This window comes from Frondihabitans sp. 762G35 (assembly GCF_002074055.1).
Lineage (GTDB): Bacteria > Actinomycetota > Actinomycetes > Actinomycetales > Microbacteriaceae > Frondihabitans.
On the sequence record NZ_CP014619.1, the window covers coordinates 2,233,285 to 2,256,074 of the forward strand.

The following is a 22,790-nucleotide window of genomic DNA, read 5'->3' on the forward strand; positions in this document are numbered from 1 at the left end:
GACCCACCGTACCGGGTGGTCAGTGGCCGAGCGCCGGGACCGTCCTGGGGCGGACGAGGATCCACAGCCCGAGGATCGCGATGAATGTCGTGGCGACCATCACGGCACCCATCGGAGCCGCGGTCGTGATCCCCAGGACGCCGACGATCGGCGAGATCAGGCCGGCGAGGCCGAAGTTGAGGGCGCCGAGCAGCGACGCGGCGGTTCCCGCCTCCTTCCCGTGGTTGGCGAGGGCCAGCACCTGCACCTGCGGGAACGAGAAGCCGCACGAGCAGATGAAGAGCCAGAGCGGCACGAGCACGCCCGCGAGACCGACCTGAGCCAGGTCGAGGACCACGATGGCGATCGCCGAGAGGAACATGACGCTCGTCGAGCCCGCGAGGATCCACTGCGGCCCGAAGCGCTGAGCCAGCCGCGCCGACACCTGCACCCCGATCACGATCCCGAGCGAGTTGATCGCGAACAGCAGCCCGTACTGCTGGGCGCTCATGCCGTAGACCTCCTGGAAGAGGAACGACGAGGACGAGAGGTACGCGAAGAGGCCGGAGAAGACCATCGCGCCGATCAGCGCGACGCCGACGAAGATGCGGTCGCCGAACAGGACGCGGTAGCGCTGACGGAGCGTCGAGTGCCCCGCCTCCTGCCGGAGCTCCCGGGGCAGGGTCTCGACGATGAAGAAGACCGCGGCCAGCACCACGAAGACGCCGTACGCCGCGAGGAAGACGAAGATCCCCCGCCAGCTGGTGACGCGCAGGAGCTGCGACCCGATGAGCGGGGCGAGGAGCGGCGCGAGTCCGTTGACGAGCGCGAGCCGCGACAGCATGCGCACGAGCGGCTTGCCTCCGAAGAGATCGCGGACGAGCGCCATGGCGACGACGCCACCGGCGGCCGCGCCCATTCCCTGGAGGACGCGGAAGAGCCCGAGGAGCTCGATGCTCGGAGCGATCGCGACGCCGATGCTGGCGATGACGTGCACCGTGCTCGCCGTGATGAGCGGGATCCGGCGACCCACCCGGTCGCTCCACGGGCCGACGAGGAGCTGCCCGAGCGCGAAGCCGATCGTCGTCGCCGTCAGCGTGAGCTGGATGACGGCCGTCGTCACCCCGAAGTCGCTCTGGAGCGCCGGGAACGCGGGCAGGTAGAGGTCGATGGTCGCCGGCCCGAGAGCCGTGAGCGCCCCCAGCACGACGACGTAGACGAGACGCTGGCGCCGGGTGAGAGAGTCTCCCGGGTGCACGACGATGGTCACGGAACTCCTAGCGAAAATGCCGGTCAGGGCTGTGGTGAACGCTCACGGAAGCAGTGACCTGCGCGAGCGGGGAGGAGGGTGGGGAGGGGTTCGGCCGACGCGACGGCGACCGTTCGACAAGCCTAGCCCTCGGCCCGGCCGCTACGGAAGACACCCGGGGGCGCCCGCTCACTTGGCCCGGACGAGGCTCCTCTCGAAGTCGCGCACCGTGTCGGTGCGGAGGGCCTGCCGGAGCCTCTCGGTCGCCTCCGGATCGACCGTCACGATGGACTGCCCGTCGGGTGACGTGCCCGTCCCGCCCGTGGGAACGGTGAAGAACGAGAAGCCGCTGGAGTCGAGACCGCGGAGAGAGTAGGCGAGCGAGGCGATCCGCGGGAGGGTGAAGCCGGCGTCGACCGTGAGGTTCTTCGAGGTCTCCGACGCGAACGCGGTGAGCGCCTGCGGGTCGGCGAGGACGTCACGGCTGATCGCGCGGTCGAGGATGCCCCGGAGGAGGGCTTGCTGGTTGGCCACGCGCTGGTAGTCGCCCGTCGCGAACGCCTTCCGCTCGCGCACGAATGCGAGGGCCTTCTCGCCCTCGAGCGACACGGGGCCTCCGGGGAAGAAGAAGGGGCCGCCGAGCTCGGGGTTCGTCGTCGTGAACGGCGCCCGGTTGTCGACGGGGACACCCCCCAGGGCCGTCGTCATGTCGGAGAGGCCCTCGAAGTCGATGATGGCCACGTGGTCGATCCGCGCCCCGAGGAAGGTCTCGACGGTCTGGATCGACAGCGCTGTGCCGCCCCAGGCGAGCGCGGCGTTCACCTTGGCCTCGCCGTGACCGGGGACGGGGAGCCAGAGGTCGCGCATGATCGACATGATCGAGACGTGCGACCCGTCGGCCGGCACGTGGACGAGCATCATCACGTCGGAGCGCTGCGCCCCCTTCGCGAGGAGGTCTCGAGCGTCGCTCTCGACTCGGGAGTCGCTCCCCAGGAGCAGGATGTTCTGGGCTCCGCCGACGGGAGCGGGTCGGCCCTTCTCGTCGGGGAAGGCCTCGGAGACGGGGATGGTCGTGAGGTTCTTGCCGACCACCTGCTGGACGAGCACGGCGGCGCCCCCGACGACGGCCACCAGCATCGCCACGAGGACGCCCACCGTGACGAGGGCCTTCATCCGGGCACGGCGCCGGCGCCGGCTGCGACGGCGGGAGGATCGGGAGGGGGCGGGGTGCGAGACGACATCGGGGGTCGTGGTCATGGCGCGGCTTTCGGATCGATGACGGGTGGGGACTCTGCGGCGAGCGGTCGGAACAGGTGGAGTCGGCGTGCCCGAGACTCGGACGGATCAGTAGGCGCCGACGGGCAGGAGGACGGCGCGGACGGTCTTGAGGAGGACGACGACGTCGTACCCGAGGCTCCAGCGATCGACGTAGTCGAGGTCGAGTGCGAGTCCGTCCTCCCACGTGAGGGTGCTCCGGCCGCCGACCTGCCAGGGACCGGTCATGCCGGGGACGGCCTCGAGCCGACGCGCCGCCCGGGCGCAGTAGGTCGCGACCTCGCAGGGAAGCGCCGGGCGAGGGCCGACGAGGCTCATGTCGCCGCGGAGCACGTTCCACAGCTGGGGCAGCTCGTCGAGGGAGAAGCGGCGCAGGACGGCGCCGACCGGCGTGACGCGCGGATCGGCCTCGAGCTTGAAGAGCGGACCGTCGGCTCGGTGCCGCCGTTTGAGCTCTGCCAGCCGGGCGTCGGAGTCGAGGTGCATGGTGCGGAACTTGACGATGGAGAAGGCTCGACCGTCACGCCCGACGCGCACCTGGCGGTAGATCGGCGACCCCGCGCTGTCGAGACGGACGAGGAGGGCGATCGCCAGGAAGACCGGGAAGAGCAGGATGAGCCCGACGAGGGCACCCAGGACGTCGACGCCGCGTTTCGCCGTGCGCGCCGCGGACCGGGATCGCCTGTCGGCGGGCGGGGCGACCTTCGGGGACGGGGCGTCGTCGGCCCGAGGGAGCGCGGACGAGTCGGAGCGCGAGATCGGGAGGGTCGTGGTGCGCGTCAGCAGGGTCAAACCGAGGCCTCTCTGTTGTGTGACATATTACACAGAGTGTACCGATACGGCTCAGTCCCCTCAAGTGAAATACAACATCCGGACAGGAAAAAGCCCCCGGGGAAGCGATGGTCGCTTCTCGCGGGGGCGAGGACGAGGCTGCGGTGACGAGACCGCCGCCGCCGTGGCTAGCCGAGCGTGCCGAGCGCGCGGGTGACGTCGGCCACGAGATCGTCGACCGACTCGATGCCCACCGAGAGCCGGACGAGGTTCTCCGGCACCTCGAGGGCCGTCCCGCGGACCGACGCGTGCGTCATCTCCGACGGATAGCCGATGAGCGACTCGACGCCGCCGAGCGACTCCGCGAGCTGGAACACCTCGGTGGACTCCGCGAAGCGCTTGGCCGCGGGGGCACCTCCCGAGACCGCGATGGAGAGCATGCCGCCGAAGCGCTTCATCTGGCGGGAGGCCAGCTCGTGACCCGGGTGCTCCGGCAGACCGGGGTAGTAGACCTTCTCGACCGCAGGATGCCCGACCACGGCCTCCGCGACGGCCTGGGCGTTCTCGGAGTGGCGGTCGACCCGCACTCCCAGCGTCTTGATGCCCCGGATCGTGAGCCACGCCTCCATCGGAGCGGACACGGCACCGACGCCGAACTGCACGAAGCCGATCTTCTCGGCGAGGTCGTCGTCGTTCACGACCAGGGCGCCGCCGACGGTGTCGGAGTGGCCGCCGAGGTACTTCGTCGTGGAGTGCACGACCACGTCGGCGCCCAGCGCGAGGGGCTGCTGGATGTAGGGCGAGGCGAAGGTGTTGTCGACGACGACCAGCGCGCCGGCGGCGTGCCCGATCTCGGCGAGGGCGCCGATGTCGCTGATCTTCATCATCGGGTTGCTCGGCGTCTCGACCCACAGGAGGGTCGTCTGCGACGCCTGCACCGCCTCGCGGACCTGGTCGAGGTCGGTCATGTCGACGGTGTCGAGCGTGATGCCCCAGGGCTTCCAGACCCGGTTGACGAGCCGGTGGGTGCCGCCGTACACGTCGTTGCCCATGACGACGCGCGAGCCGGGCGAGAGGACGGCGCGGAGGAGGGAGTCCTCGGCCGCGAGGCCGGAAGCGAAGCTGAAAGCGGCCGAGCCGCCCTCGAGGCTGGCGAGCACCGTCTGGAGGGAGTCGCGCGTGGGGTTGGCCGAGCGCGCGTACTCGTAGCCGCCGCGGAACCCGCCGATGCCGTCCTGCACGAACGTGGAGGTCTGGTAGATCGGCGGGACGACGGCACCCGTCGTCGGGTCGAACTCCTGGCCGTCGTGGATGGCGCGGGTCTCGAAGGAGTGGGTCACGGGAGGAGCCTTTCGCGGGCGTTCTGGGGAGCGGCGACGCCGCTCGAGGGGATCATTCGGAGAGGAAGGCGAGGAGGTCGTGGCGGGTGACGACGGCTGCGGGCTTGCCGTCGCTCGTGACGAGCAGCGCGTCGTTCTTCTCGAGGGCGCGACGCGCTGCCGACACGGACTCGTTGAGGCCGATGAGCGGAAGCGGCTCCCCCACGAAGCCCTCCAGGCGATCGGTCATCTGAGCGGCACCGGAGAACACGTGCTCCAGGAGCGCCTTCTCCTCGACGGCCCCGACGACCTCGCCCATCACGACGGGCGGCTCGGCCGAGAGGACCGGCATCTGCGAGACGCCGTACTTCGACATGATCTGCACCACGTCGCGCACGGTGTCGCCGGGATGCGCGTGCACCAGGTCCGGGAGGGCACCGCTCTTCGAGGCGATCAGGTCGCCGACCGTGCGCTCGTCCGCGACCTCGCTGAAGCCGTAGGACCGCATCCAGCGGTCGTTGAAGATCTTGCCGAGATAGCCGCGCCCGCCGTCGGGCAGGAGGCACACCACGACGTCGTCGGCGGAGAGCTCGCGCGCCACGTCGAGCGCGGCCGCCACGGCCATTCCGCTCGAGCCGCCGACGAGCAGCCCCTCCTCGCGGGCGAGTCGCCGGGTGAGGTCGAACGATCGCGCGTCGGAGACCGCGATGATGCGGTCGACGACGCTGCCGTCGTAGGCCCCCGGCCAGAAGTCCTCGCCGACGCCCTCGACGAGGTAGGGCCGGCCGGAGCCGCCGGAGTAGACGCTGCCCTCGGGATCGGCGCCCACGATCCGCACGGCGCCGCCGCTGATCTCCTTCAGGTAGCGACCGGTGCCGCTGATGGTGCCGCCGGTCCCGATCCCGGCCACGAAGTGCGTGAGGCGCCCCTCGGTGTCGCGCCAGATCTCCGGACCGGTGGTCTCGTAGTGGCTGAGCGGGCCGTTGGGGTTGAAGTACTGGTTGGGCTTGAAGGCGCCCGGGATCTCGGTGACGAGCCGATCGGAGACGCTGTAGTAGGACTCGGGGCTGTCGGGCGCGACGGCCGTCGGCGTGACCACGATCTCGGCGCCGTAGGCGGTGAGGACGTTCCGCTTGTCTTCGCCGACCTTGTCGGGGAGCACGAAGACGCACCGGTAGCCGCGCTGCTGCGCGACGAGTGCGAGACCGACGCCCGTGTTGCCGCTCGTGGGCTCGACGATCGTTCCGCCGGGCTTCAGCAGCCCCTCGCGCTCGGCGGCGTCGATGATGCGCGTCGCGATGCGGTCCTTCGACGACCCACCCGGGTTGAGGTACTCGACCTTGACGAGGACGGTGGCCTCGATGCCTTCCGTCAGCCGGTTCAGTTTCACCAGGGGCGTGTCGCCCACGAGGTCGAGGACGGATTCGGCGTACTTCACCCGTCGAGTCTACCGACGGGCACCTGGCCGTGACGGGAGAAGACCTGCCGCGACGGGGCCGTCGCCCCCTCAGCCGGCGACGCCGACCTGCTGGTCGTAGAGCTCGGCGTAGACGCCGCCCAGGGCGACCAGGTCGTCGTGCGTTCCGCGCTCGACGATCCGGCCGGCCTTCACGACGAAGATGACGTCGGCCGATCGGACCGTGGAGAGACGGTGCGCGATGGCGATCGTCGTCCGGCCCCGGGCGGCCGTGTCGAGCGCCTCCTGCACGATGCGCTCCGAGACGGAGTCGAGCGCGCTCGTCGCCTCGTCGAGGACGAGCACCGCCGGATCTTTCAGCAGGACGCGGGCGATGGCGATGCGCTGCTTCTCGCCCCCCGAGAGCCGGTAGCCCCGCTCCCCCACGACCGTGTCGTACCCGTCGGGGAACGACATGATCGTCTCGTGGATGTTGGCCTGGCGCGCCGCCGTCTCGAGCTGCTCGAGCGTCGCCCCCGGACGGGCGTACCGCAGGTTGTCGCCGATCGTGGCGTGGAAGAGATAGGTCTCCTGGCTGACGATGCCGATGTTGGCGACGAGGTCGTCCTGCGAGAGGTCGCGGACGTCGATCCCGGCGAACCGGACGACACCGCTGGACGCCTCGTAGAACCGCGGGATGAGGTAGGAGACGGTCGTCTTCCCGGCGCCGCTCGGCCCGACGAAGGCGACGAATTGCCCTGGCTCGACGTCGAAGGTCAGCCCGTCGAGCGTCTTCTGACCGGGTTCGGCGTCGGGATAGGCGAAGGTGACGTCGTCGAACCCGACCCGCCCGAGGCCCGCCTCGGGTACCGGGACCGGCTCGTGGGAGTCGCTGATCGCGGGGGTGAGGTCGAGGTACTCGAAGATGCGGGCGAAGAGCGCCCCCGACGTCTGGATGTCGAGCGCCACGCGCAGCAGGCCGAGGAGCGGGAACGTCAGGCGCGCCTGCACCGTGGTGAAGGCGACGATCGTGCCCGCCGTGACCGCGACGTCCCGCGTGATGAGCCACGCGGCGACGAGGTAGATGACGGCGGGGATGATCGACAGGAAGATCTGGACCGTGGCGAAGAACCACTGCCCGCTCATCTGCTGCCTCACCTGGAGGCCGATCTGCGTGCGGTTCTCGGCCGCGTAGCGCTCGACCTCGGTGCGCTGCTGGTTGAAGCTCTTGGCCAGCAGGATGCCGCTCACGCTCAGCGTCTCCTGCGTGATGGCCGTCATGTCGGAGAGCGACTCCTGAGTCGCCGTGGCGATGCGCGCCCGCACCTGGCCGACCTTGCGCTGAGCGATCACGAGGACCGGCAGGAGCACGACGGCCACGATGGTCATCTGCCAGCTCAGGAACAGCATGGCCACGAAGGCGGCGATCACGGTCACCGTGTTGCCGAGGACGGACGAGATCGTGTTGCTGAGCACGTTGGCCACGCCGCCGACGTCGTTCTGCAGCCGCGACTGGATGACTCCCGTCTTGGTGCGGGTGAAGAAGGCGAGCTCCATCCGCTGGAGGTGACCGAAGAGCCGGATGCGGAGGGCGCCCATCACCTTGTTGCCCACGGTCGCCGTGAGGTAGGTCTGCCAGACGCCGATGGCCGCGGAGAGCACCCACAGCAGGACCATCAGGCCCACGAGTCGCAGGAGCACCGGCACGTCGGGCCCGCCCCGCGGGAAGAGGCCCCGGTCGAACGCCTGCTGCGTCAGCAGCGGTGGGACGACGCTGAGCGCGGCACCCACGAGGACGAGGATCACGGTCACCACGAGGGCTCGCTTGTGCGGCGAGAAGAGACTGCGGATGCGGCGCAGCAGGTCGGGGACCTTGGGCGCGGACGCGTTGGCTGCCTTCTGGGCGTCGATGTCGGCACCCGACACGCGGCTGCCGCCCGGGCGACCGCCGCCACCGCGCATGCCGCCTCCGGAGGCGACCGAGTCCATCCTGCTCACGGTCTCACTGTAAGCCTGCCCGCCGACAGGGGACGACCCGGAACCGAACCGACACCCGGCCCCGCTCCGAACACCTCGTCTGTCCCCACTTCTGGGCGACTTCGCGATTCCGGCGATGGAGAAGAAATCTCAGTTTATGATGTGTTCGGGCCGAGAGCCCGTGTACCGCATTCCCCGTCCCGACCGGGGAACTACCCGATGCGGCAGAGGTGACCTGAGTGACTACCCGTAACGAGACGACCGTCGACCCTGCGCCGTCGACGGAACTTGAGCTCGACCACCGATCCATGCTCGACACGATCGAGAGGATCTGGCCGCAGATCGCGCCGCTCCAGGGCGCCCGCCTGCGCGAGGCCGTGCGGAGCGTGCCCGAGCACGAGTGGAGCCAGAGGGCCCGCATCCTGCTCGCCCTCGCGACGAGCCACCGCTCCGTCGGGTCCACGAGCAGGAGCGCCGCGCTCCCCTGGTTCCGCGCCGTCGACAAGAGCATCCGCGCCGACCCCGACAGCCCGCTCGACGTCCGGGTCGGATACCTCGTGCACCTCGCCGCGACTCTTCGCACCCTCGGCAACCTGGAGACGGCCCGCACGCACCTGGAGCGCGCCCGCGACCTCCTCGAGGAGGACGAGTCGTTCGAGATCTCCACGCGCGTCGACCTCAGCGCGTCGTTCTCCCTCCAGCTCGGGCTCGTCCGCATCCACCTCGGGCTGTGGGACGAGGCGACGTTCGCCCTGTCGCTCGCCGAGGGCCTCGCCACCGAGCACCTCTCCTCGGCCGAGCGGGTCGAGTGCCACTCGGCGCTCGCGTTCGTCGCGTTCCAGCTCGGCGACTTCGAGCGCGCGGAGGAGCAGGCCGACCGGGCCGTCCGCCACGCGGACGGGACGGAGCTGATGACGAGCTCCTTCTCCGCTCTCACTCACATCACCCGGTTCCTCCTCCTCGTCGAGCGGCAGAGCGGTTCGCAGGACTACGACCGGCAGCTCCGCTCGCTCCGGATCTCGACGCGGGACACCGACTGGGAGGCGCACGCCGTCTTCGCCGAGGCCCTCGGTCGCCACACGGCCGGGAGCTCGATCGAGGCCCTCGACCTGCTCGGTCGGGTCACCCGGCTGGTGCGGGGCTACACGGGCGATCCCGTGGTCGCGACGTCCGCGGGCATCCTGCGGGCCGAGGCTCTCCGCGCGCTCGGCGAGCTCGACGAGGCGCGCGACATCGTGCGGGAGCTCGAGCCCGGCCAGCACCACGTCACCTGCCCCGGCAGGATCGAGGCGCTCACGGCGTTCACCGCTGGAGACCCGCGGGGCGCCCTCGCCGCACTCCGCGAGTGCCTCGCCCTCGGCGAACTCCACTCGACGCGGCACATGGCGCCGATCTTCGCGCTCGTCGCTGCCGCCGAGAGCGAGCTCGGCAACCCCGTGGCGTCCGGCATCGCCTTCGACCGGAGCCTGCTGGTCGCGGCCAACACCGGGACCTCGTGGCCCTTCCGGGCGTTCCCCCGGGAAGTCGTCGACCGCCTCGTGTCCGGCGCGCTGGAGCGGACCCAACCCGCCTCGGTCGTCCGCCTTCTCGAGCGCCTCGACGGCGCGACACCGCAGGAGGCGGCCACGCTGGCCGATCCGCTCAGCGATCGCGAGCTCGTGATCGTCCGGCACCTGGCCACCGGAGCCACCCTGAGCCAGATCGGCACCGAGCTGTTCATCTCCGTCAACACCGTCAAGAGCCACGTCCGCAGCATCTACCGCAAGCTCTCGGCGACGAACCGCCGCGAGGCCATCGCCCGCGCGGTGCAGCTCGGGCTCGCCGACGCCCACTGACGACAGGGGCGGACGTCCCGACGACGAAAGCCCCCGACCTTCCGGTCGGGGGCTTTCGCACGGGTGAAGCGGAATTACTTGAGGGTCACCGTGGCGCCGGCGGCCTCGAGCTGAGCCTTGGCCTTCTCGGCGGTCTCCTTGTTGGCGCCCTCGAGGACGGTGCCGGGGGCACCGTCGACGACGGCCTTCGCCTCGCCGAGGCCGAGGCTCGTGAGCGCGCGGACCTCCTTGATGACCTGGATCTTCTTGTCACCGGCGGCCTCGAGGACGACGTCGAACGAGTCCTTCTCCTCGACCTCTTCGGCCGGAGCGGCGGGGCCGGCGGCACCGGCAGCGGCGACGGGGGCCGCAGCGGTGACCTCGAAGACCTCTTCGAACTTCTTGACGAAGTCGCTGAGCTCGATGAGCGTGAGCTCCTTGAAAGCCTCGATCAGTTCGTCCTGGCTGAGCTTTGCCATGATTTTCTCCTTGTTGTCTAGCTAAAAGTGGGGTGTGTAACGAGTGTTGCGGACCTGATCAGGCCGCGTCTTCCTGCTTCTGACGCAGCGCCTCGACCGTGCGGACGGCCTGCGAGAGCGGTGCCTGGAACAGGTAGGCCGCACCGAACAGCGAAGCCTTGAAGGCGCCGGCCAGCTTGCCCAGCAGCACCTCCCGCGACTCGAGGTCGGCGAGCTGACCCACCTCGGCCGCGGTCAGGGGGTTACCGTCGAAGTACCCGCCCTTCACGATCAGCTGAGGGTTCGCCTTGGCGAAGTCACGCAGGCTCTTGGCCACGGCGACAGGGTCTCCGTGGACGAAAGCGATCGCGGACGGCCCAGCGAGCTCGGCATCGAAGGAGCTGATGCCGGCGTTGTTGGCCGCGATCTTGGTGAGCGTGTTCTTCACGACGGCGTAGGTGGCGTGCTCTCGGATCCCGGTGCGCAGCTCCTTGAGCTGAGCAACGGAGAGGCCGCGGTACTCGGTGAGCAGGACGGCGGTCGAGTCGCGGAACGAATCCGTGAGCTCGGCGACCGATGCTTCCTTGTTCGCCATGTCGCTCCTAACGTGTGTAGTGCCGGCAGCCCCTGTGCTCGTGTGACGGAGCAGGTCGACCCACGAAAAAAGGCTCCGCGCAGGAGCGCAGAGCCTGTTCCCGTTCGATCGAGGATCGGAGTGGACTCACGATCGGACCGGGTTGCTGTACACACCTGCGCAGGTCGTTTCTCGTGAGAGAACCTTCGGCCGGGTGGACTCTTGCGAGCTCACACCGGCAACCGGCGGTCTTGGGCTTCGGTAACTATAGCAGGATCCCGGCGTCCCCCGGCAACCCGGGTCAGGGGCGGACCGCCTCCGGCGCGGGCAGGGGTGCGGGCGAGCCCTTCGGGGCGGGCTCGAGGGGCAGGCGCACGGTGAAGACCGCGCCGGGCTCGCCGTTGGACGCCGACACGGTGCCGCCGTGGGAGTGGACGACGGCCTCGACGATGGCGAGGCCCAGCCCCGTGGATCCTGCCTTCCGCGAGCGCGAGCTGTCGGCGCGCGCGAACCGCTCGAAGAGGACCGGCATGACGGCGGGGTCGATCCCCGGTCCGTTGTCGGAGACGGTGACGACGGCCTCCTTCGCCGCGTCGTCGCGTGCCAGCGTCACCCAGACCTCCGTGCCCTCGGGGGTGTGGGTGCGGGCGTTGTTGAGGAGGTTCGCGACGACCTGGTGCAGGCGCATGGGGTCGCCGAGCAGGGTGATGGGTTCCTCGGGCACCGAGACCTCGAACTGGTGCCCCGTCGTCGACACGTGGGTGTCGTGGACGGCGTCGAGGACGATCCTGGTGAGGTCGACCTCCTTCGTCACGAGATCGGTGCCCTCGTCGAGGCGGGCCAGCAGGAGCAGCTCCTCGACGAGAGAGGTCATCCGCACGGACTCCGACTCGATCCGGCCCATCGCGTAGACGACGTCCTCCGGGAGGTCCTTGCCCATGCGGCGGGTCAGCTCGGCGTAACCGCGGACGGACGCGAGCGGGGTGCGCAACTCGTGCGAGGCGTCGGCGACGAACTGCCGGACCTTGTTCTCCGACTCCTGCCGGGCGGTGAGGGCGCTGGCGACGTGGCCGAGCATGCGGTTCATCGCGGCGCCGACGCGGCCGACCTCCGTGCGCGGGTCGGTGTCCTCCTTGGCGACGCGGGCGTCGAGGGCGACGTCGCCGCGGTCGAGCCGGAGCTCGGCGACGCGACTCGCCGTCGCCGCCATCCGCTGGAGCGGCCGGAGGGCGTACCGGACCACGAGGAGGGCGATGGCGATCGAGACGGCCAGACCGACGATGGTCACGATCGAGATCACGAGCAGGAGGCGGCCGATGGTCGCGTTGACCGAGGCCATCGGGAGACCGACGACGAGCCGGTAGCCCTCGGCGGTCGTGACCGACTTCACCCGGTACTCGCCGAGCTTGCCGTCGAGGGTCATGGTGACGTGCTGCCCGGAGCCGATGTTCGCCAGCTTGGTGAAGTCGGCGGTCGTGAGCGGGTTCTCGTAGTTCCCGTCGTCGTTGACCCGTCCCGGCGTGTAGACCCGCGTGCCGGCGAAGAGCACCGAGAGCGTGCCCGGCCCCTGGCCGGTGCCGAGCAGCAGCCCCTCGAGGTTGCTCGGCCCTCCGGTCGGGTCGTAGTCGTTGGGCAGGCTGTGCTGCGCCCGGTTCGTGGCGGAGTCGAGCTGGCCGTCGAGCTGCTGGTTGAGGAAGCCCCGGAGCGCGATCACGCTCACGAGCCCGATCACGACGCTGAGCCCGACGACGATCGCGACGATGCTGACGATGAGGCGGCGGCGCAGGGTCATCGGCCCGGCGAAACTCGTGGCCCAGCGACGGAGGCGGGCCGCAGGAGGCGGCGTCACGAGACGGGCTTGATCACGTACCCCACGCCGCGGACGGTGTGGATCATGGGCTCTTCGCCGGCGTCGATCTTCTTGCGGAGGTAGGAGATGTAGATCTCGACCACGCTGGACTTGCCGCCGAAGTCGTAGCTCCAGACGCGGTCGAGGATCTGCGCCTTCGACAGGACGCGGCGGGGGTTCCGCATGAGGAACCTCAGGAGCTCGAACTCGGTGGCGGTCAACTCGATCTCGCGACCGGCCCGGTTCACCTCGTAGCTCTCCTCGTCGAGGACCAGGTCGCCGACCGTGATGCGCGAGTCGCCGCCCTCGGAGACGAGCGCCGCCGAGCGGCGGATCAGCCCGCGGAGCCGCGCCACCACCTCCTCGAGGCTGAACGGCTTCGTGACGTAGTCGTCGCCTCCTGCGGTCAACCCCGTGACGCGGTCCTCGACGGCGTCCTTCGCCGTCAGGAACAGGATCGGGGTGTCGTCGCCGCCGTTGCGGAGCCGGCCGAGGACCTGCAGCCCGTCGATGTCGGGCAGCATCACGTCGAGCACGATCGCGTCGGGCTTGAACTCGCGGGCGAGCGTGAGGGCGGTCTGACCGTCCGGAGCCGCCTTGACGTCCCAGCCCTCGTAGCGCAGAGCCATCGAGAGCAGGTCGGTGAGACTGTTCTCGTCGTCGACGACGAGGACTCGCAGGGGCGATCCGTCCGCTCGCGTCAATCGCGGGGCGGCAGCGGCGGTGGTGGGGGCTGAAGTGGTCACGCTTTCCAGTATCGAGCGTTTTCTATGAGCCGCCTGTGACCCCCTGATGAGTCGACCCAGGACGCTTCTCGACTCAGGAGACCGGGTACTCGACGCAGGCGAAGTGCGCTCCGTCGGGCGACCAGCCGGGCACGTTGATGGTGCCCTGACCGCCGAAGAGCCGGAAGACGTCGCGCTCCGTGCCTGGTACGGGCGAACCCCCGTCGAGGTCGAGGATCCGGAGGACGACGTCGCGGTTCTCGGGGTGCCCGATCGTCCCGGCCTCGAACGCGAGGAAGAGCAGCTTCGAGCCGTCGGGCGACACGTGCGGGAACCAGTCGACGGTGTCGCTGACGACCTGGCGGGAGAGCTCCGCCCCGTCGAGGCGCATCCGCGCCAGCTGCGCGTGGCCGGGTTCCGTCGTGAACCGCTCGGTGTTGAACCAGAGCCAGGTGCCGTCCGGAGAGAACTCGGCGCCGTCGTCCGGGAAGTCGTCGTCGGTGACGAAGGTCGTCGAGCCGTCGGCGACGCTCACCAGCGCGACGTTCGTGCGCCACCGGTCGGGCGTCGACTCGGGCGTGGGCCGCGCCCCGACGATCACCGAGAGCGTCGCCCCGTCGGGCGAGACGCCGTGCAGGTAGTTCTTGTACCCGCGCCCCTCGGGGTGGTCCCGCGTCACTCGGCGACCGGTCCCGCCCTCCCAGGGGACCTCGTAGAGGTGGCCGTCGTTCGCACTCACGAAGACGGAGCCGCCGTCGGGTGCGATGACGTGGTCGTTGTTGATCGGGGGAACGGAGTCCATCCGGATCCACTCGAGCGTACCGCCCTCGACCGGGAGACGCCACAGGCGACCGTCGGCGTTGACGACCAGCCATCGGCCGTCGGGGCTCCAGTTGGGCGCCTCGGCGAGGGTGTGGGCGTTGTCGAAGACGACGCGGGAGGAGCGGGTCTCCGCGTCGACGACGAGGATCCGGCAGGACTGTCCGGGCAGGAGGGTGCGGGCCATGGTGTCTCCGAGGTCGGGGTCGGGGCGGTGGGCCCAGGCTAGGGGGTGACCGCAGGAGGCCCGGCGGTGCTTCCCCGGACGATGAGCGTGGTCGCGAGCTCCAGCCGGGTCGACGTCAGCTGCGGTTCGTCGATGAGGCGCAGCACGAGCCGCGCCGCCTCCTCCGCCATCTCCTTGAGCGGCTGCCGCACGGTGGTCAGCGGCGGGCCCGTGTAGCGGGTGAACTCGAGGTCGTCGAAGCCGACGACGGAGAGGTCGTCGGGCACGGAGAGCCGTCTCTCGGCGGCGGCCTCGTAGACGCCGAGGGCCTCGACGTCGTTGGCCGTCACGATGGCGGTCGGCCGGTCGGGCAGGGCGAGGAGCGCTCGGCCCGCGGCGTACCCCGACTCCTGCGTGAACTCGCCCGGTCGGACGTAGTCGGCCCGCTCGGCGATGCCCGCTCCCGCGAGGGCCGCGCGGTAGCCGGAGAGGCGAGCCATCGCGGCGACGAGCCGGGCCGGGCCCGCGATGGCCGCGACGCGCGTATGCCCCAGCGAGAGCACGTGCTGGGTCGCCAGGTAGCCGCCCATCCAGTTGGCGGCCCCGATCGAGGGGACTCCCGGGGTCGGGTCGCCGGCCGGGTCGACGATGACGAACGGGATGCTGCGAGCACGCAGGTGGTCCTTGTCGAGCGCCGAGATGTCGGCGATCATCAGGATGACGCCGGCCGGCTGGCGGCCCAGGACGCTCTCGATCCAGCGGGGGCTCTTCGCGTCGCGTCCCTCCGTCGCCGTGACGACGAGGCTCAGCCCGTTCTCCCGGGCGATCCGCTCGACCCCGACCAGGACCTCGTGAGCCCAGGGGTTGTCGATGGCGTCGAAGACCACCTCGATCAGCGGCATGCGCGGCTGGCTGGAGTTGCGGCGGTTGTAGCGGTGCTCGCGGAGGAGGTCGGAAACGCGACTCCGCGTGTCGACGGAGACGCCCTCACGGCCGTTCAGCACCTTCGAGACGGTCGAGATCGACACGCCGGCACGCACGGCCACCTCAGACAGGGTCGCCCGGGTGACCTTGTCTCTCTCGGGCGCGTCTCTCGTGGGCGCGGTGGAGGTCACGCGGCCTCTCCTCTCACCAGGTGTCGGGTGTCGCCCCGTGGGGCACGACCTCGGGTCGGTCGACCCGGATCGTGATCTCCACGACCTTCTTCGCGTCGCTCGACCGGACGATGGCGTCCATGATCTCGAGCACGTGGAACGCCAGCCGCCCGGAGGCCCGGTGCGGCCGATCGGTCTCGATCGCCCGCGCCATGTCGGCGAGGCCGTAGCCGCGACCGGCATCAGCGTATCCGGCGGAGACGGGCACCTCGTGGAACTCGGGCTCGTGGCGCGTGGCGATCTCGACCGGGTCGGAGAAGCGGTTGGGGTCGGGCACGGCGAGCGTGCCCTCGGTGCCGTAGACCTCGAACAGCGGGGAGCGCGTGGCCCACACCTCGAAGCTCACCGTGACCGTGGAGGTCACGCCGTTCTCGTGCTCCAGCAGCGCGCTGACGTGCGTGTCGATGTCGACGGGGATCGGGGTTCCCGCGAGCGGACCGGTCTCGACGACGCGTTCGCGCGTGGATCGGGACGCGAGCCCCGCCACGCGGACGACCGGCCCGAAGAGCGTCACCAGACTCGTGAGGTAGTACGGGCCCATGTCGAAGAGCGGGCCGCCACCGGGCTGGTAGTAGAAGAGGGGCGACGGGTGCCAGCGCTCGTGCCCCGGAGCCGACCAGTGCACCTGGGCGCCGACGGGAGCCCCGATGACTCCGCTGTCGAGCACCTGCCTGGCGGTCTGCACTCCCGTGCCGAGGACCGTGTCGGGAGCGCTCCCGACGCGGAGGCCCTTGCGGTCCGCCAGCTCGAGCATCGGCAGCGCCTCCTCCGGCGTCAGCCCGAGGGGCTTCTCCGCGAAGACGTGCTTGCCCTGCTCGAGGGCGCGGGTCCCGACCTCGACGTGAGCGGCCGGGATCGTGAGGTTGATGACGGCGTCGATCCGGGGATCCTGCAGGAGGGCGTCGACGGTGAGCGCCTCGACGCCCTGCTCGTCGGCGACCTGGCGGGCACGGGCCTCGTCGAGGTCGGCGACGGCGGTGAGCCGGAGCCCGGGGAGCTGCGGCAGCGACGCGAAGTACTGCTCGCTGATCTTGCCGACTCCGATGACGCCGACGTTCAGCGGGACGCCCACAGGAGACCCCTTTCGATGATGGTCTTGACGTTCGGGTTCTCGAGGATGTCGACGCGGTGGCCGGGTGTGCTCACGAAGATGCGGCCCTCGCCCCACTGCCTGGTCCAGATCGCCGGTGACGTGATGGGTCTCGTCCAGGGGTCCCACGAGCGGACCGCCTGGGTCGTCGTCGCGAGGACGTCGAGGTAGTCGTCGTGGAGGACCCAGTACTGCTCGGTCGTGAGCTCGAAGCTGCCGATGCCCCGGGTGATGGGGTGGTCGGCGGCCGCGGGCAGCATGTCGATCGTGTGGGGCAGGTAGTTGTCGGACTGCTCCCCCACGCGCTCGGACGGGTGCTTGCCCGGGTGGGCGGCGAACTGGCCGCCGATCATCTGCAGGTAGTCGGAGTTGTTGCGGTACGAGTCCGCGATCCCGCCGTGCCAACCGGCGAGGCCGGTGCCCGCCTCGATCGCCGCACGGAGCCCCTCGAACTCGGCCGCCTCGATCGTGTTCATCGTGTTGGACTGCACGATGAGGTCGACGGTGGGCAGGTAGTCGGCGTCGGCGTAGACCGCCGGCGACTCCTCGATCCGGACCTCGAATCCGTTGGCCTCGAGGAAGGGGACGAAGAGGTTGGTCGCCTCGACCGGCTGATGGCCGTCCCACCCTCCCCGGACGATGAGTGCTCTCTTGGTGGGGGTCGGCTGGCTCAAATCGGCCACTCCTTCAGGTTCTGGCGTGCGGGTGGAACTCGGACTGCTCGGGAGCGGTGTGGATCAGCGTCCGGCAAGCGAACCGCCGATTCCACCGACGCTGAAGTACTTGTTGAGGAAGACGAAGAGGATGATCGGCGGCAGCATCATCACCACGGCGACGGCCATGACGAGGCCCCAGTTCGTCGCGTTCTGCTGGAAGAACGTCTCGAGACCCACGGGGAGCGTGTAGTTCGGGTCGGACCGCAGGAACACGACGGCGATCAGGTAGTCGTTCCAGGCGAGCAGGAACGAGAAGATCGCGGTCGACAGGATGCCCGGGAGCGCGTTCCGCAGCACGATGCGCGTGAACGAGCCGAAGAGCGAGGCGCCGTCCATCCAGGCCGCCTCCTCGAGGGCGATCGGGATCGAGTCGTAGTACGCCGCCATCATCCAGATGGCGACGGACATCGTCGCCCCCACGTAGATGATCGTGACGCCGATGAGGTTGTCGACGAGACCGAGGTTCGCGAACAGGATGAACAGCGGGATGACCGCCGTCACGACCGGCAGCGACTGCACGACGAACAGGATCAGCGAGTAGCCCGAGACGAGCCTGTTCCGCGCCCGGGAGAGGACGTAGCCGGCAGGAGCCGCGACCGCCACCGCGATCACGACCGTCACGATCGTCACCGTCAGGCTGTTGCCCAGCCAGGTGAGCACCGCCGTCTGCGAGAAGACGTTGGCGAAGTTCTCGAGCGTGAACTTCGAGGTCGACGTCGACCCGAGGGCGGGCTGCACCGACAGGTAGAAGACCGCGATGATCGGGACGAGCACGATCGCCGTGATGACCAGGATGAGGGCGAACCGGAACCAGCCTCCGCGACGTCGCAGATCCTGCGAGGTGACGCGTTTGGCGTCGGTGGTGACACCGGTCTGGAGGCGCGCGGTGCGCCGGACGGAGAGCGTGCTCATTCGACGTCCACCTTTCGGATCTGTCGGTACAGGACCACGGAGATGATGACCAGCACGGCCGTCATCAGGAAGGCGATGGCGACGCCCGGGCCCGTCTGGAAGTTCTGGAAGACGGTGAGGTAGGCCAGCACGACCAGGGACTGCGTCGCGTTGACGGGGCCACCGCCGGTGAGGAGGAAGATCGTCGGGAAGTCGTTGACGCAGAAGATCGTCATCAGGATCCAGGAGACGAACGTGGTGCGGGCGATCAGCGGCATCGTGATGAGCCGGAACGACTGCCACTTGCCGGCGCCGTCGACCGTCGCCGCTTCGTAGACGTTGGTGTCGACCGACGCGAGCGCCGAGGACATCATCATCATCATGAACGGGAAGCTGATCCAGACCTTGAAGACGCAGACCGTGATCTGAGCGAGAACGGGATCGGCGAGGAAGAGGACGTTCCCGAGGCCGAGAGCCTGGGCCAGCATCGGCAGCGGGCTCTGCGGGGTGGCGACGAGCCAGTTCCACGACGTCGAGGAGACGACGATCGGCACGATCCACGGCAGCAGGAGGAGCACCTTGAAGAGGCCGCCGGCGGGGATGTGCGTGCGGAGCAGCAGCGCCAGGCCGAGGCCGACACCCCAGCTCCCGAACACGCCGACGACGGTGAAGATCACCGTGAACAGCGCGGCCTTGGCGAAGGCCGGGTCGCCGAGCACGTCGATGTAGTTCTGGAGCCCGACGAAGGGTCCCTGAGCCAGCAGCGTGCCGTTGTGCAGCGACTGGATGAAGGCGTAGATGACCGGGTAGAGGTTGATCAGCAGAAGCAGGATCAACGAGGGGAGCGCGAACGCGAGGAGCGTCAGGGTGCGCGCGCTGAACCGCTTGCGCTTCCGGATCGTGGGAGACCCCGGGCGGGGCCCGCCCGCCCCGGAGCCGGACATTCCGACTCCGCGGCGGGCGCGCTTCAGCTGTTCGCCAACACTACTTGCCGACATTGTTCATTCCTTCGAGCGACCGGACACGTGAGGGCGAAGCAGTCATCAGGAGGACTTGATCGCGGCCTGGAGCGCGGTCAGCGCCGCCTTGGCCGTGGTCTTGCCGCCGAGGATGGACTGCGTGAAGGTCGACATCGCGGGGGTGCCGTCGACCGCCGTGACACCGAGGAACAGCGCGTCGCTGCCCGGGGCGGCCCAGGTCTTCGAGATGGGCTGCCACTCCTTGATGATCTTGACGTTGGTGGCGTTCGCCTGGAACTCCGGCGTCTCGGTGATCGACTTGAGGGGCGGCAGGCCGATGCCGGTGTTCTGGGTCCAGAGCGGCTTCATGTTCTGGTAGTAGTACGTGAGGAACGCCTCCGAGCCCTTCTGGCTGGGGGTGTTCTTGTACATCATGATGTTGTTCGGGAAGTAGAGCGCACCCTTCTTGCCCGAGGGGCCGGTGAGGGGGCTCGGCACGTCGAGGTCGGTGAGCGCGTCGCCGCCGACGTTCTGCGCCAGGCCGGCGCCGTCCCAGCCCATGCCGAACTTCTTGGCCTTCCACTGGCTCTGGATGTTCGCGCTCGTGTAGGTCGCGCTGGCCGGGTCGACGTAGCCGTTCTTGACGAGCGACAGGACCCACTCCATGGCCTCGATGTTCTCGGCCGTGACGCAGTTGGCCTTCTGGTCGGCGTCGAAGAGTCCGCCGCCGTTGTTGATCATGTGGCTGACCAGGATGTGGCTGCCGGTGAAGTTGCCGGCGCCGGAGCCGAGGCCGTAACCGTAGACGCCGATCTTCTTGAGCGCCGCGCAGGCGTCGGAGTAGCTCTGCCAGTCGGTCGGGACGGTCGCCCCGGCCTTCTCGAGAAGCGACTTGCTGTACCACATGACGCGCATGTCGAGGTTGTAGGGGACGGCCGCGTAGCCCTTGCTGACCTTCAGCGTGTCGACGAGTCCCGGGAGGAAGTCGTCGTAGATGCCGTTCTTCTTCCAGGTCTCGAGGAGGTTGTCGGCGTAGGCGATCTTGCCCTGGTCCTCGAACTGGAAGGCCTGGGTACCGCCGCCGGACGAGACGGCCGGGCCCGTGTTGGAGGCGATGGCCGACGAGAACGACTGGGTGAAGTTGGCCCACTGGATGACCTGGTAGCTCGCCGGGCCGACGCCCGAGGCGGGCTTGTAGGCCGTGGTGATCTTCTTGTCGAGGACGTTGAACTGGGTGTTGCCCCAGGGCATGTTCCAGAACTTGATGGTTCCGGTCGCGCCGCCGGACGATCCCCCGGAGGAGCAGGCCGCGAGGAGCGCAACGGCGCTCACGCCGGTGGCGGCTCCGAGGAACGTCCGCCGAGAGAAGGCCGAACCTGTGATTTCAGATGGCATGGTCAGTGTCCTTTCGAACGGCGGCAGCTCTGCCGGCGTTGCGCTTACTCTTCGTTGAATAAAAACTTTCGGGCCGTTTCGACTCCGGAGGAGCCGTTTCCAAGCCCGGGTAACCAGGTGCTGGCATCATCTTCACCGAAGTGATCGGTCAAGTCAACGCCATTTTGCGGGGATTATCGGATCGTTATCTAGAAATCGGTCGAAGTGCTGCGAGGCCTTCGGCAGCCCTCGATCCACGAAAGTTTCGTTGGCAGTTCGCGTGAATATCGTCCCGGGGGACGACCGCACGGGGCGGCCGCCCCCAGCAGGGCGGCCTAGGCGAGGGTCGGGACCGAAGGGTCCCAGCTCTCGGGCAGGTCGGGGGTCGGTTCGAGCGAGGACTCCACGACGACCGTCTCGCCGCGCGAGGCCGACTCGTCGAGCGAGACCATGATGTCGAGGACGTGGAAGGCGAGCTCGCCGGGGACGCGCTCGCGCCGCCCCTCGCGAATGGCCTGGGCGAGCTCGGCGACCCCGGTCCCGCGGCTGAAGGTGGAGCCGGTTGCCGGGATCGTCTCCGGCTCGTCGGCACCCGTGTGGACGATCGTGTCGCCCTCGAACATGTTCGGGTCGGGGAAGACCGCGGTGCCCTCGGTACCGGAGATCTCGACGAAACCGGCCCGTTCCAGCTTCGAGTCGAAGCTGAAGACGCTCTGCGCGCTGGCCCCGCTCTCGAACTGGATCAGAGCCGTGACGTTCGTCGGAACCTCGACCGGGAAGACGGTCCCGGCCTTCGGGCCGGAGCCGATCACCCGGGTGTCGTGCGCCTTCGAGGCGGCCGCCGTGACCTTGGCCACGGGACCGAAGACCTGCACGAGCGTCGTCAGGTAGTAGGGGCCGATGTCGAACATCGGGCCGCCGCCGCGAGCGAAGAGGAACTCGGGGCTCGGGTGCCACGACTCCGGGCCGGGGCTCTGGAAGAGGGTGAGGCCGGTCTGGGGCGTCCCGATCTTGCCGCTGCGGATCGTGCGGAGCCCGGTCTGGAGGCCCGCCCCGAGGAAGGTGTCCGGCGCGACCGCGACGCGGACGCCGCGATCCTTCGCGGCCTGCAGGAGCCGCCTCCCGCTCTCGCGGTCCAGCGCGTAGGGCTTCTCGCCCCAGACGTGCTTCCCGGCCTCGACGGCGCGGAGGGCCACCTCCACGTGCGCCGCGGGGATGGTCAGGTTGACCACGATCTCGACGTCGTCGTGAGCGAGGAGATCGTCGACCGAACCCGATCCTGCGATGCCCCACTTCTCGGCCTGGGCGGCTGCGCGGGCCTCGTCGAGGTCGGCGATGAAGAGCACGCGGAGGTCGGGGAACTTCGTGAGGTTGCCCAGGTACTGGTCGCTGATGACGCCGGCCCCGATGACGCCCACGCCCACGGGGCCGGTGCGACCCTCGCTCGCGACGCCGCGGACGGCGTTCGTCGTCGTGTCGGTCACGCGCGGACACCCTCGAGGAAGGCGACGCTGTCGCTAAGCGCGGTGAAGAGGTCGCCGTTGGAGTCGTCGAGCTCGACGACGGGCAGGGCCTGCCGAGCGGCGGCCAGGATGTCGCGGATCGGCATGTCGCCGCGTCCGACGGCGACCTGGTCTTTGTTCTCCTTGGTCTTCGGGCCGTCCTTGACGTGGAGGAACTGGACCTTGTCGCCCAGGCGAGCCAGCAGCTCCGGGGCGTTCTGCCCGCCGACCTCGACCCAGTAGGTGTCGACCTCGAGGACGACGTTCGCGGGCAGCACCGCGGCGAAGACCTCGAGCGCCGGGGTCCCGTCGATGAGGTTCTCGAGCTCGAAGGCGTGGTTGTGGTAACCGACGGTGAGGTCGTGGAGAGCGGCCTGGTCGGCGATCTCGCCGAGCTCGCGGGCGATGCCCTCGACATCCTCCCGCGTGATCCAGCGGGTCTCGTCGATGTGCGGGTCGATGATCGTCTTCACGCCCAGCCGCGTGGCGGCGGCGAAGATGGGCTCGAGGTCCTGGCCGATGAGCTTCACGTGCGCGCTCGGAGCGGTGAGGCCGTTGGCGGGCAGGTGCTCGGCGTACTCGTCGACGCGCTCGACGAACGAGTAGGGCTCCACCTGTGTGAATCCGATCTCGGCGATGCGGGCCAGAGTGCCCGGAAGGTCTTCTGCGATGGCGTCGCGGACGGTGTAGAGCTGAACCGAGAGTGGAACCTGAGTCACGAGGGAGTTCTCCT

General features: G+C 69.4%; 20 protein-coding genes. 1 reads left to right on the forward strand and 19 read right to left on the reverse strand.

Features of this window, described 5'->3' with window-relative positions; genetic code table 11:
- Positions 1 to 19: 19 nt before the first annotated feature.
- The 6 genes from AS850_RS10590 to AS850_RS10615 form a co-directional block, all read right to left on the reverse strand.
- Positions 20 to 1,249, reverse strand: coding sequence for a multidrug effflux MFS transporter (locus AS850_RS10590; RefSeq protein WP_119869086.1), 1,230 nt, complete (start codon positions 1,247 to 1,249; stop codon positions 20 to 22).
- A 168-nt stretch (positions 1,250 to 1,417) separates the two neighbouring features.
- Positions 1,418 to 2,485, reverse strand: coding sequence for an LCP family protein (locus tag AS850_RS10595; protein ID WP_119869087.1), 1,068 nt, complete (start codon positions 2,483 to 2,485; stop codon positions 1,418 to 1,420).
- 87 nt (positions 2,486 to 2,572) lie between these two features.
- The gene (locus AS850_RS10600; RefSeq protein WP_119869088.1) at positions 2,573 to 3,295 is read right to left on the reverse strand and encodes a sugar transferase; all 723 of its coding nucleotides are present in this window, start codon (positions 3,293 to 3,295) and stop codon (positions 2,573 to 2,575) included.
- Between the two features lie 167 nt (positions 3,296 to 3,462).
- Positions 3,463 to 4,614: a cystathionine gamma-synthase gene (locus tag AS850_RS10605; protein WP_119869089.1), complete on the reverse strand. Its 1,152-nt coding sequence runs from the start codon at positions 4,612 to 4,614 to the stop codon at positions 3,463 to 3,465.
- A 52-nt stretch (positions 4,615 to 4,666) separates the two neighbouring features.
- Entirely contained in the window at positions 4,667 to 6,031 is a 1,365-nt protein-coding gene (locus tag AS850_RS10610; RefSeq protein ID WP_119869090.1) for a cystathionine beta-synthase, read from the reverse strand.
- Positions 6,032 to 6,100: 69 nt separating this feature from the next.
- A complete protein-coding gene (locus tag AS850_RS10615; protein ID WP_119869091.1) occupies positions 6,101 to 7,978 on the reverse strand; it encodes an ABC transporter ATP-binding protein in 1,878 nt (625 codons plus the stop codon).
- Between the two features lie 227 nt (positions 7,979 to 8,205).
- On the opposite strand from AS850_RS10615, the gene AS850_RS10620 reads away from it, so the two are divergent.
- Entirely contained in the window at positions 8,206 to 9,801 is a 1,596-nt protein-coding gene (locus tag AS850_RS10620) for a LuxR C-terminal-related transcriptional regulator (protein ID WP_123955488.1), read from the forward strand.
- Positions 9,802 to 9,875: 74 nt separating this feature from the next.
- On the opposite strand, the gene rplL is transcribed toward AS850_RS10620, so the two are convergent.
- The 13 genes from rplL to AS850_RS10685 form a co-directional block, all read right to left on the reverse strand.
- The gene (gene rplL, locus AS850_RS10625) at positions 9,876 to 10,259 is read right to left on the reverse strand and encodes a 50S ribosomal protein L7/L12 (protein WP_119869093.1); all 384 of its coding nucleotides are present in this window, start codon (positions 10,257 to 10,259) and stop codon (positions 9,876 to 9,878) included.
- A 58-nt stretch (positions 10,260 to 10,317) separates the two neighbouring features.
- On the reverse strand, positions 10,318 to 10,833 hold the full coding sequence (rplJ, locus tag AS850_RS10630; RefSeq protein WP_119869094.1) for a 50S ribosomal protein L10: 516 nt from the start codon (positions 10,831 to 10,833) through the stop codon (positions 10,318 to 10,320).
- Positions 10,834 to 11,113: 280 nt separating this feature from the next.
- Positions 11,114 to 12,604, reverse strand: a complete 1,491-nt coding sequence (locus tag AS850_RS10635; protein WP_119869095.1) for an ATP-binding protein — start codon at positions 12,602 to 12,604, stop codon at positions 11,114 to 11,116.
- Between the two features lie 53 nt (positions 12,605 to 12,657).
- On the reverse strand, positions 12,658 to 13,419 hold the full coding sequence (locus AS850_RS10640; RefSeq protein ID WP_119869096.1) for a response regulator transcription factor: 762 nt from the start codon (positions 13,417 to 13,419) through the stop codon (positions 12,658 to 12,660).
- A 61-nt stretch (positions 13,420 to 13,480) separates the two neighbouring features.
- Entirely contained in the window at positions 13,481 to 14,392 is a 912-nt protein-coding gene (locus AS850_RS10645) for a TolB family protein (protein WP_119869097.1), read from the reverse strand.
- A 38-nt stretch (positions 14,393 to 14,430) separates the two neighbouring features.
- A complete protein-coding gene (locus AS850_RS10650; protein WP_119869098.1) occupies positions 14,431 to 15,486 on the reverse strand; it encodes a LacI family DNA-binding transcriptional regulator in 1,056 nt (351 codons plus the stop codon).
- Positions 15,487 to 15,499: 13 nt separating this feature from the next.
- The gene (locus tag AS850_RS10655) at positions 15,500 to 16,597 is read right to left on the reverse strand and encodes a Gfo/Idh/MocA family protein (protein WP_119869099.1); all 1,098 of its coding nucleotides are present in this window, start codon (positions 16,595 to 16,597) and stop codon (positions 15,500 to 15,502) included.
- A complete protein-coding gene (locus AS850_RS10660) occupies positions 16,582 to 17,289 on the reverse strand; it encodes a ThuA domain-containing protein (RefSeq protein WP_119869100.1) in 708 nt (235 codons plus the stop codon). The genes AS850_RS10655 and AS850_RS10660 overlap by 16 nt, the downstream gene beginning before the upstream one ends.
- 63 nt (positions 17,290 to 17,352) lie before the next feature.
- Positions 17,353 to 18,243, reverse strand: coding sequence for a carbohydrate ABC transporter permease (locus tag AS850_RS10665; protein ID WP_119869101.1), 891 nt, complete (start codon positions 18,241 to 18,243; stop codon positions 17,353 to 17,355).
- A complete protein-coding gene (locus AS850_RS10670; RefSeq protein ID WP_119869102.1) occupies positions 18,240 to 19,220 on the reverse strand; it encodes a carbohydrate ABC transporter permease in 981 nt (326 codons plus the stop codon). The genes AS850_RS10665 and AS850_RS10670 overlap by 4 nt, the downstream gene beginning before the upstream one ends.
- A gap of 45 nt (positions 19,221 to 19,265) precedes the next feature.
- On the reverse strand, positions 19,266 to 20,576 hold the full coding sequence (locus AS850_RS10675; RefSeq protein ID WP_119869103.1) for an ABC transporter substrate-binding protein: 1,311 nt from the start codon (positions 20,574 to 20,576) through the stop codon (positions 19,266 to 19,268).
- 314 nt (positions 20,577 to 20,890) lie between these two features.
- A complete protein-coding gene (locus AS850_RS10680; protein WP_119869104.1) occupies positions 20,891 to 22,039 on the reverse strand; it encodes a Gfo/Idh/MocA family protein in 1,149 nt (382 codons plus the stop codon).
- Positions 22,036 to 22,776, reverse strand: coding sequence for a sugar phosphate isomerase/epimerase family protein (locus AS850_RS10685; RefSeq protein WP_119869105.1), 741 nt, complete (start codon positions 22,774 to 22,776; stop codon positions 22,036 to 22,038). Before AS850_RS10685 ends, AS850_RS10680 begins: the two co-directional genes overlap by 4 nt.
- Between the last annotated feature and the right edge of the window lie 14 nt (positions 22,777 to 22,790).

Excerpts from the sequence above, each read along its gene's own strand:
- AS850_RS10645 (WP_119869097.1), bottom strand. The coding sequence starts at position 14,392 with ATGGCCCGCACCCTCCTGCCCGGACAGTCCTGCCGGATCCTCGTCGTC.
- AS850_RS10595 (WP_119869087.1), bottom strand. The coding sequence starts at position 2,485 with ATGACCACGACCCCCGATGTCGTCTCGCACCCCGCCCCCTCCCGATCC.
- rplL (WP_119869093.1), bottom strand. The coding sequence starts at position 10,259 with ATGGCAAAGCTCAGCCAGGACGAACTGATCGAGGCTTTCAAGGAGCTC.
- AS850_RS10635 (WP_119869095.1), bottom strand. The coding sequence starts at position 12,604 with ATGACCCTGCGCCGCCGCCTCATCGTCAGCATCGTCGCGATCGTCGTC.
- AS850_RS10675 (WP_119869103.1), bottom strand. The coding sequence starts at position 20,576 with ATGCCATCTGAAATCACAGGTTCGGCCTTCTCTCGGCGGACGTTCCTC.
- AS850_RS10665 (WP_119869101.1), bottom strand. The coding sequence starts at position 18,243 with ATGAGCACGCTCTCCGTCCGGCGCACCGCGCGCCTCCAGACCGGTGTC.
- AS850_RS10615 (WP_119869091.1), bottom strand. The coding sequence starts at position 7,978 with ATGGACTCGGTCGCCTCCGGAGGCGGCATGCGCGGTGGCGGCGGTCGC.
- rplJ (WP_119869094.1), bottom strand. The coding sequence starts at position 10,833 with ATGGCGAACAAGGAAGCATCGGTCGCCGAGCTCACGGATTCGTTCCGC.
- AS850_RS10670 (WP_119869102.1), bottom strand. The coding sequence starts at position 19,220 with ATGTCGGCAAGTAGTGTTGGCGAACAGCTGAAGCGCGCCCGCCGCGGA.